Annotated in this window: 8 protein-coding genes; 3 read left to right on the top strand and 5 right to left on the bottom strand. The window is 58.1% G+C overall.

Annotation, left to right across the window (positions count from 1 at the left end):
- The 5 genes from EH240_RS36055 to EH240_RS36035 form a co-directional block, all read right to left on the bottom strand.
- The coding region (locus tag EH240_RS36055; RefSeq protein ID WP_148101167.1) for a GIY-YIG nuclease family protein at positions 1-344 on the bottom strand (344 nt) is incomplete at its 3' end.
- Between the two features lie 90 nt (positions 345-434).
- Positions 435-1304 (bottom strand): nucleotidyl transferase AbiEii/AbiGii toxin family protein, encoded by an 870-nt coding sequence (locus tag EH240_RS36050; protein ID WP_125007112.1) that lies wholly within the window; start codon positions 1302-1304, stop codon positions 435-437.
- Positions 1292-2353, bottom strand: a complete 1062-nt coding sequence (locus tag EH240_RS36045) for a type IV toxin-antitoxin system AbiEi family antitoxin (protein WP_245436692.1) — start codon at positions 2351-2353, stop codon at positions 1292-1294. The genes EH240_RS36050 and EH240_RS36045 overlap by 13 nt, the downstream gene beginning before the upstream one ends.
- Positions 2354-2587: 234 nt before the next feature.
- A complete protein-coding gene (locus tag EH240_RS40360; RefSeq protein WP_125007110.1) occupies positions 2588-3076 on the bottom strand; it encodes a PIN domain-containing protein in 489 nt (162 codons plus the stop codon).
- A gap of 4 nt (positions 3077-3080) precedes the next feature.
- Complete coding sequence (locus tag EH240_RS36035; protein ID WP_125007109.1) at positions 3081-4142, bottom strand: helix-turn-helix domain-containing protein; 1062 nt, start codon at positions 4140-4142, stop codon at positions 3081-3083.
- A gap of 171 nt (positions 4143-4313) precedes the next feature.
- Here EH240_RS36035 and EH240_RS36030 point away from each other — a divergent pair, with 171 nt between their 5' ends.
- The 3 genes from EH240_RS36030 to EH240_RS36020 are packed head-to-tail and all read left to right on the top strand — an operon-like array spanning position 4314 to position 8444.
- On the top strand, positions 4314-5501 hold the full coding sequence (locus tag EH240_RS36030) for an anti-phage 6A-MBL system MBL-fold protein (RefSeq protein WP_245436693.1): 1188 nt from the start codon (positions 4314-4316) through the stop codon (positions 5499-5501).
- A gap of 10 nt (positions 5502-5511) precedes the next feature.
- Positions 5512-7782 carry an anti-phage 6A-MBL system cap2_3 protein gene (locus EH240_RS36025; RefSeq protein WP_125007108.1) on the top strand — a complete coding sequence of 757 codons (2271 nt, stop codon included), beginning with the start codon at positions 5512-5514 and terminating at the stop codon, positions 7780-7782.
- Positions 7779-8444 carry a hypothetical protein gene (locus EH240_RS36020; RefSeq protein ID WP_125007107.1) on the top strand — a complete coding sequence of 222 codons (666 nt, stop codon included), beginning with the start codon at positions 7779-7781 and terminating at the stop codon, positions 8442-8444. Before EH240_RS36025 ends, EH240_RS36020 begins: the two co-directional genes overlap by 4 nt.
- Positions 8445-8654: the final 210 nt, after the last annotated feature.

The following is an 8654-nucleotide window of genomic DNA, read 5'->3' as shown; positions in this document are numbered from 1 at the left end:
CAAGCAGATGACCGGTAAGCGCGTAGGCCCCACGTTGCATCTTGTCCGACAGAGATGTAAGCCCTCGATGAAAAGAGCTTCAGGGCAGAAATAACGTCGTCTGCCGACAGGAAAAACCATTCTCCCGAATCTGCTTTGTGGTCGAATATGAGGTGCAACCGCCGTTCGATCACGCGGTCTTCGGAAATCGATCCGGTCCGAATTTCTCCCATCAACGCAATTCTACGGCGATTGCCAGTCTGCAGGTTGGCTATGCGGCGATCGACCGCTTGCGAGCGTCCGACCTTCACATAAAGGCGGCCGGCAAGGCTGTTGTCCAATTCAGTGATAAAATAGACGGTCATTGTAGCGTTCAGGATATTCAGCTACGCGCTTCAACCCGCTGCACTCCCAAAAGAAAAATTGCTAGCGAGGAACGGCAGCAGCGCGGTGACCTACTCTCTCCAGCCAAGTGCACGGAGCCACGCATCGACCTGACCAAATGCATCCTGCTGCCATTGTTCGGCGGTGCGTTCCCCGAGAATTTGCGTGTCCTGCACGAACTGGCGGACGCTAATGGGGCCAAAACTATCAACCGCCTCGAACTTGCCGGCAATAAACCCGAAGCCCTCTTTGCCTTCCTTGTGAGCGAGAACCGGCTCGCAATCCGCAGCAAGTGCATCGGGGCCACCTGGATAGTTTCGAACGCAGTAATAGATGTCGTACGCATCCTTCCTCTTCAGGCGGTTCTCGATTGCGTAGCCCTTCATTGCGAGGAGGGCGGGGATCGATGCGACGGCGATGTTGACGTGGTTCGCGCCTCCATCCGGCATCTCGCCCGAAATCGCAACGAGGTTGTAGAAGCGTAAGGCCAATTCGGCACCCGATGCCCGCTGCACGGCAAAATGCTCGATCAGCGGCGGTTTGTTCTTTGTGAAGACGGCGTCGAAAGGACGCAAGAAGTCGACAACCACATCGATCGGACCTCCACCATCATCGACAGGCACTGTCCGAACAAGCTGGAACAGACGATGATCGTCACGCTGCTCATACCCATTCCCCATAAGTGCCTCGACAAGTCGGGCGTATTCGCCATCTCCAAGTGCCTCGGTATCGAGGCCCAGATCGACGTCGAGAGTTCCGACATGCGGCATTTCTTCGTTTTCTAGGAGGAGCCAAGGCACCGCGCCGCCAATCACGGCGAACTTGCCTTTGAAACTGCCGAGTATCTGACCAATTTCCAGTAGAACCGATTTCACGGCCGCGGTGGTGCGGTCGTCGTAGTCGGCGGCCGATTGCGGATCGGGCGGTACTACTGGAGCCATTGCAATTTCTCCTGCCGCAGATGGTCAGCAGCCTCCTGTCCCCTCTCCCCGGATATCGCCAAATCAAGGTAAGTTTGAACAGGACTTGTGCAAACGACGCCGGGCGCCGGCTCGATTGTATCAAGCAGTGGCCCTTCATCCTTCAGGATCGTGACCACAACGTTTTCACCCTTCGCCGCAGACGACAGCTTGAGGGCATGCCGTAGACGGTCGAGACCTCCACTATCTGCGTAGAAGAACTGGCTGCCTACCCGAGCATATGGCGCAATCCATTGCGCTGCCGAGAACGATGCGAGGATCGCTCGGTCAATTCGATTCGACGCACCAAGCACATCGCGAACGACCTGGTCGAACGCTTTGCCGTGCAAGGTAGTGTAGAAGTTTTGGCGATCACCCGCTGGCGGCTCATAAGAGTTCCGCCAAGCGTCCAGAACCGCTGCCGGCCGAAAAAGCGACATGCCATCGTCGCCGATTTTCGCCCACTCACGATCCACGAGCGCAGCGCGGACATTGCTGACGTGGCCGAGACTGACACCGGCTGCTTCCGCAAGCTCGGTGACGCGCCAGGCATGGTGTGGATCGCGCAACATCACTCTCAGAACCTGCGCGGACTTCGGTTTGAAGATCGACTTCAACTCCCGGCGTTCGATTGCGGGTCGGGTCGGAACCTTACGCTCAATAAATATGCCGTCGAAAGCGAGCCGGCAATTTCCCTCGAAATCGAGGAAGCCCACATTTTCTTCTTGGCAAAGAGCCTGTGCTTCTGGAGAAAGAAAGGGCGCAATGAACACAGGAATTGCGCCTTTTCCTATGTGGTTTACCGCCCTTCGCACTTGGAGCAGGCCCGAGTGAACGTGGCGCGGCTGTCCGCTCGACTTGACCTCACAGACGAGAATATGTGTGCGCCCGAAGGCGCTGATATGCGCAAGAATATCGATTTCGCGATCGAAAGCGTCGGCTTCAACCTCTACATTCTCGATGGAAACGGGCGGAATATCGTTTAAGACGCCCCGCAGGGCGTCCGCAGCTTGATGCTCAATGCTCTTCAATGAGTCACCCGATTTCAGCATCCGCTGAAAATGGCTGACCTACTGAAATATGTCAACCGCAATTTCACAAAATGTGGTGGTTTCAGCGGAACGTTGAAATTCCACCACGAGTGAAAATCTGGAGTTAGTTTCGCCCGTGTCCCAATCAAGAAACCTGTTCACCAGAATCCATCTTGTGTCGATGGCCGCGACCTGAGTATCGAAAGGCGTCAACTATAGGCGCCTTCACCAAAATCATCGATAGCGCGCCAGACGCCTGCGAACCTCGGGAACAGGCAATCGAGATCGTGGGTGCGACGCGATTGCCGAGAGGCAAACGTGAAGCTCGACAGATGATAAATGTCGACCCGCCTCCATCTGGTCCAGAAGCCACAGTACTCCATGCACCTCCAGCCGCTCCGCGACCGCCAGACGCCTCAGACCGCCGTCTCCTGTCAGGAGGAGCCAGCCCCGCATCTCGGCCAAGGAAAAGGCAAACGCATCTGCAAAAGATAGCGTAGGATTTCGGCGCTGTACGGTGGTCGCGCGCGTCACCTCGTGCGAGGAAAGCTCTTCAATGCGGAGACCGCGGGCGACAAGGCCGTCGCCCGTGGGTCCTTTGAGTTCACGATGGAAGAGAAGGTCCGGAACCGCGAATTCGAACGGTAATCGAAATATATGCTCGAGCAGGTTGCCTCGCTCTAAGTCAATAATAACCGAGGTGTGAGAGACAAGAACGCGCACGAGGTCACAGCGCCCCCTGATCAAGGCGTGCCCCAAGCTCGCGGACCGAGATGCCTAACAATTCAGCTGCTCGCGCCTCCCCAATCACTTTCTCAGCTAGCGCCCTATAGCAGAGCCGCTCGAAACGCTTTGGTTCCTCCACTTGTGGCGGGATCGTTCCCGGTTCTTGGTACGGAGGTGAGCGCCAGCCGCGACTCGCGAAAACGCGATAGAGAGTCGAGAAGGCCGGCCCACTGATAATGCCAAGATCCTTGCAGCGATAAGCAATTGCCTGAATGCTCGCGCCAAAGCGTTGCTTGAGTGCCACGAGTTCACCAATGCTGATTGAAGACCGCTTGGCGCCAACCTCAGCACGCAATGCGTCCGCCGGTATCAGGAAGGCTCCGGCAAAGCGATGTGCTGCCTTCTCCGGATCGACACCTGGACCTGGGGCCATGACCATGTGTCCGAGTTCATGGGCAAGATTAAACCGTTTTCGCTCGGACCACGTATCTTTCTTTACGACGATCACGCGGGCAGCCTCACGGTCCTTTCTGCGAACCTTCGCAGCCAGGCCATCGATATCGTCCAGATCCAAAGAGAGGACTTTGACACCCCGCTCTTCGAGAAGCTCGGCGAGCTTAGGGATCGGGTTATTTCCTAGTCCCCAATCATCACGGACAGACCGAGCAGCATCTTCCGCATCGCGGATATCCGAGACAGGGTACGGCGCGCTTCGCGGCTTTTCCCAATCGACACTGCGCAAGTGAAGCAGATCTTCCACTGCGAGATAACGCTCGAGAAGATGAAGCGTGCGGGCCTCGATCGTTGCCACTTCACGTGACGACGCGGATTTCTTCCGGAACTCGATGCCTTCAAGCACAAGTTCATCATCATTGAGAAGATAGTCCTCGGTCACGTCGAGCGCGCCTGCCAGCGCGATCAAAACACGTGAGCTTGGCATGTCCTCGTCGCGTTCGTACTTTCCAACCGCCTGCGCCGTGACCAGCCCGTCGATTCGGGCTGCCAGCTCCCGCAGTGACAGACCGGACGCAAGGCGGGCGAGCTTCAGCTTCTGTCCGATCATGTTTCTTTCCCCACAATTCACAGCGGTTTACACATTTGGAATTAGATAGGCAAATTGTAAACCGATAACTCTTGCAAAAGTTCCGTGTTTTCCTATCTAATGTGGCACAGACTCAACAAGGAGCTGACGTTTGTAAACCGACGCCGGCATCACTCCGAGGAACACTTGAACATGACGGCCAGCTCCACCCACTTCAAAGTCGACAACGGCGACATGCATTTTCTGGCGACAGCGTCGGAAAAAACCATTCTCATCGACTGCAACATTCGCTCCGATGCGGACGATCCGGATGGGGACGTTCCGGATGTGGCCCAGCAGCTTCGCTCCCGGCTGAAGAGAGATCCCGCCGGCTATCTCTATGTAGACGCGTTCCTGTTGACGCATCCCGACCAGGACCATTGCCGCGGCCTTTGGAAGCACTTTCACCTTGGCCCCGTCTCGGAGTGGAGTGCCAAAGCCGACAAGATCGTAATCCGTGAGATGTGGTCGTCGCCCATCGTCTTCCGGCGCGCATCGAAGAAGCAACACACATTGTGCGACGACGCGAACGCATGGGCCACGGAAGCGCGCCGTCGCGTCAAGCGGTTCCGCGATTTCGGCTGCCTCAGCGATGGTGATCGCATTCTGATTCTTGGCGAGGACATCAACGGGAAGACGGACGGCTTGGGAGCGATCCTGGTCCGCACGGACAGCGTTTTTCAGAGCATCTGCGGCTCGTACCAAATTGACTTCCGTGCCCGTCTCATTGCCCCGATCCCGCCGCAGGACGACGAGCAGGAAGAGGAGGAGCTGAGCAAGAATGACTCCAGCGTCGTCGTGAACATCGAGCTCGGCACGTTCACGCTCTCTGGAGCCAGCCACTATCTGTTTGGCGGCGATGCCGAAGTCGGCATATGGGAGCGCCTCTGGCAGCGCAACAAGGATGCACCGGAGAATCTCCAATACGACCTGCTGGCCGCACCCCATCATTGCTCGTGGCACAGCCTGTCGTGGGACAGCTGGTCGGACTGGAAGGAATTGGCTGAAGTTTCGCCCGACGCACGAAAGGCTCTCGGTCAGGCCTTGTCGGGCGCCTATGTGATTTCGAGCTCCAAACCTATAAAGGATGACGATGTGGACCCACCCTGCATCAGGGCCAAGCGCGAATACAAGGCGATCCTCAGCGATGTCAACGGGACGTTCGAATGCCTTGGGGATCTCAAAGGCGATGAGCCGCTAGAGTTCGAGGTCACCGGCGATGGCCTGAAGATCAAGACGAGGACGACCGCTCTGGCCGCGCCATCGATCATCGGCGGTCTGGCAGGCGCGGCGGCGGGAAGCTCATCTGCCTACGGCGCTCAGCCGTTCAAGCACGGCTAAGGGATGGCCCTTGACCGGCGTAACCAAGGCGATCCGTCGCGCGCTTGACGTTGTCTCGGGGCATCCTCTTGTCCGCGAGATCCGTACGTTGGACGAACATGGCAGTAAGGTAGCGGTGGACTTCGTCGTGCCGATGCCGAGCCGCTGGATCGGTGCTGGCCAGAGCCCGGCTGGCGTTAGACCCGTCGAGACCGTGACGTTCACGTTCGATGATTTCTTCCCCTTGGCAGTGCCCCTCATCGAGCTTCGCCAGGATTTTAATAGATCCCATCCCCATGTGCAGCCTAGTCGGACTGAGGACCCTCCCCGGCCCTGCTATTTCGAAGGCGATCCCCAGGACCTGCTCCGATACCGCGGGATGGAGGGCATCATGGTTCAGGTCGCCGACTGGCTGGAGAAGGCTGCGGCGGCCGCCCTCATGGATTTCAGCCAAGGATGGGAGCCGATTCGCCGCGACAGCATCAACGATTGGGTGGAAGTGGACCCAAACTTCGTCCGCGGGTTTGTCAACCGCGATGGGGGCTCCGCGTTCGCGGTCTCGCAGCATCTTGGTCTCGAACTTCGTAGCGGCGGGCACGCCTATGCGATTTCAGTTGAAGCTCAACGGCAAAGTCTCGGACCTGACTTCTTCAGGAAGGTGATCGAAAACGCGGCGGGGGTCGGCCTTTCGGTTATCGTCTGGGGCGGAAAAACCCCTTCTGGAGACCCCGTTGTTTCGGACAGGTATCTTCCCGAAACAGTCCGGACGATGGCTGAGCTCACCGATCGCGCAGCGCATTATGGTCTCCAGGCGCAATTGCGCGCTGCATTCGGGCTTCTCCAGACGCGATTTGGGAAATCAGCATACAATCTTCCCCTCATCCTGACCCTGTTACTCGTGGTTCGGCGACCCGCCGATGTGATAGGGCAGGGATCGCCGCTTGAGATCGTGCCCTACGTCATGGAGGTACGCTCGGCCTCGGATTTAAGCGGCAGCAGCGAAGTGCCGGTACGGCCCGCGGCAGTGCGTGACGCGATCAGCCGGAAACTGCTCGCGTCGGTATCTGGGTCCCGACCACTTGAAGAAGCACAATGGACGCTAATCGGCTGTGGAAGCGTCGGCGCCAAGCTTGCGATTCACTTAGCAAGGGAAGGACGGGCGCCAACCACGTTGGTCGATCGATCCCTGATGGCTCCTCACAACTATGCTCGTCATGGTCTGGTGCCGATACCGCAGTTTCCAGTGCCTGATTGGAAGGCCGATGCCGTAGCGAGAGCAATTCAGGGTCTCGGCCAGTCAGCGACGCCGCTGCACGAAGATCTCGCGGTCGCGCTCGCCTCGTCGCCGCCTGCGAAGCAGATATGGCCCAAAGCAACCCAGCTCCTTGTTGACGCGACCGGGTCTCCAACCGTTACTGACGCTCTGTGCCTTCCTCAAGTGGAGGCCAAGCGTCCCAGGGTGGTCGAGACTTCGCTGTTGGGCCGCGGCTCAGTGAGCTATATGGCCATTGAAGGACCGAAGGCCAATCCGAGCGTCCAGGATCTTCAAGCCGAGTCTTACAGAGTCATGGCCGACGATGACACGCTACGCGAGCTTGCCCTGGCTAGCGCCAGCGACGTTGTTGTCGTGGGTCAGGGATGTTCGACGCGGACGGCGCAGATGACAGATGCCAGGCTCTCGACCTTCGTCCCAGGCATGGCACGCTATCTCTCCGCTGCCCTCGAACGCGGACTTCCGGTGCAAGAAGGAGAGTTGGCCATTGGACGGGTGGATGATGATCTGATGAACCAGTCGTGGCAGCGGTTCACTGTCCCCGCCTTTCGGAGGCTGCGCAGCTCGACTGGCCGCAGGGCGTCGATCTCTCACAGTGTTGTTGAGCTTATCGACTCCGCAATTGCCGACCGTCCTCATGTTGAGACGGGAGGTATCCTGATTGGACGCTTCAATGAGGCGACCGACAGCTTCCATATGGTCGATATCGTCGAGCCTCCGCCAGACAGTCGGTTCTCCGCGGCCGAGTTTACCTTGGGGGTTGAGGGTATCCGGGATCGACTGAAAGGGTACAACGATCGAACCCGCGGCACACTTTACCCGGTGGGTACTTGGCACAACCACCTTGCGAATACGCCAGCCTCGCTCACCGATCTCGCAACGGCCGCTGCGCTTGCGCTTGGCCAACGCTTTCCCGTCGTGCTGATGATCCGGACGCCGGGGTCGATCCGCGGCGTTATTGCGGATTCGGATCGCTCGGGCGCCACGCCTGCCGTGACGATCGAATCCCTTGAGGAAACGCTGCCATGAAGCTTGATCCATATGAATACGTTAGCCTCGTAGTGCCGGGCTCAGTCGTCGCCCTCGTTCTCACTCTTTTGTCGCCCGACGTTCGAGACGTGATCGCAAAGGATGGCATCGATCTCGGCGGGTTTGGCGTCATCGTTCTGGTGGCGTTGGTCTCGGGCTTCCTCTTGCAGTCAATCGGAAACGTGGTTGAAGCGCTCGAAACGAAGCTCGGCCTCAATCCGTCCGAGCTTCTCAGGAAACGCGAGTCCGGTCCCGTAAGCGCAGCGCAGTTTCAACGGATAAGCCGTTTGCTCAAAGAGAAGGGCTTGGGCGACATAGCAGAAATGTCCGCCTCCGATTGGCGAGCGGCGCGAGGCGAGATGGCGGCCGAGGTGCGCGCGCACGACAGCAACAGCAGGCTAGACATCATGCTGAGGATGTACGGCCTGGGACGAGGACTGGTGTCTGCGTTTATCCTTTCGATTGGATTGACCCTGCTGTTCCCCGACGCGGGAGCGATCAGATGGAAGTATCTCGCGGTCCTCGGTATCGGCCTGGTCCTGTCGTACGCGCGGACGCGACGTTTCAGTCAAAATTATCTGCGGGAGTTGGTGATCGGATACCTACGGTCGTCAGGGACGCTAAAGCCAATCGCGCGGGCCGAAGCAGCTTCCGACGATTGAAAAAGAGGTAGATCGCCAGATGAGGGCCGAAGATATCTAAACCGATTTCCTGTGAGAGCCGTTGCCCTCATATGATCCTCCACGCACAAAACCTCCCCTCGCTCGACAGTCGGAGATGATGCCGTCGACCACGGATATGCGCTTGTGCGTGCCTTGTCGTTCGTTGTTGAAATGTACAGCATGAAACTGTACGTCTTGACGCCAAGCCCG

It is taken from the genome of Mesorhizobium tamadayense (genome assembly GCF_003863365.1).
GTDB lineage: Bacteria > Pseudomonadota > Alphaproteobacteria > Rhizobiales > Rhizobiaceae > Mesorhizobium > Mesorhizobium tamadayense.
The sequence above is the reverse complement of the archived record's forward strand: the minus strand, read 5'-3'. Positions and strand labels throughout refer to the sequence as shown.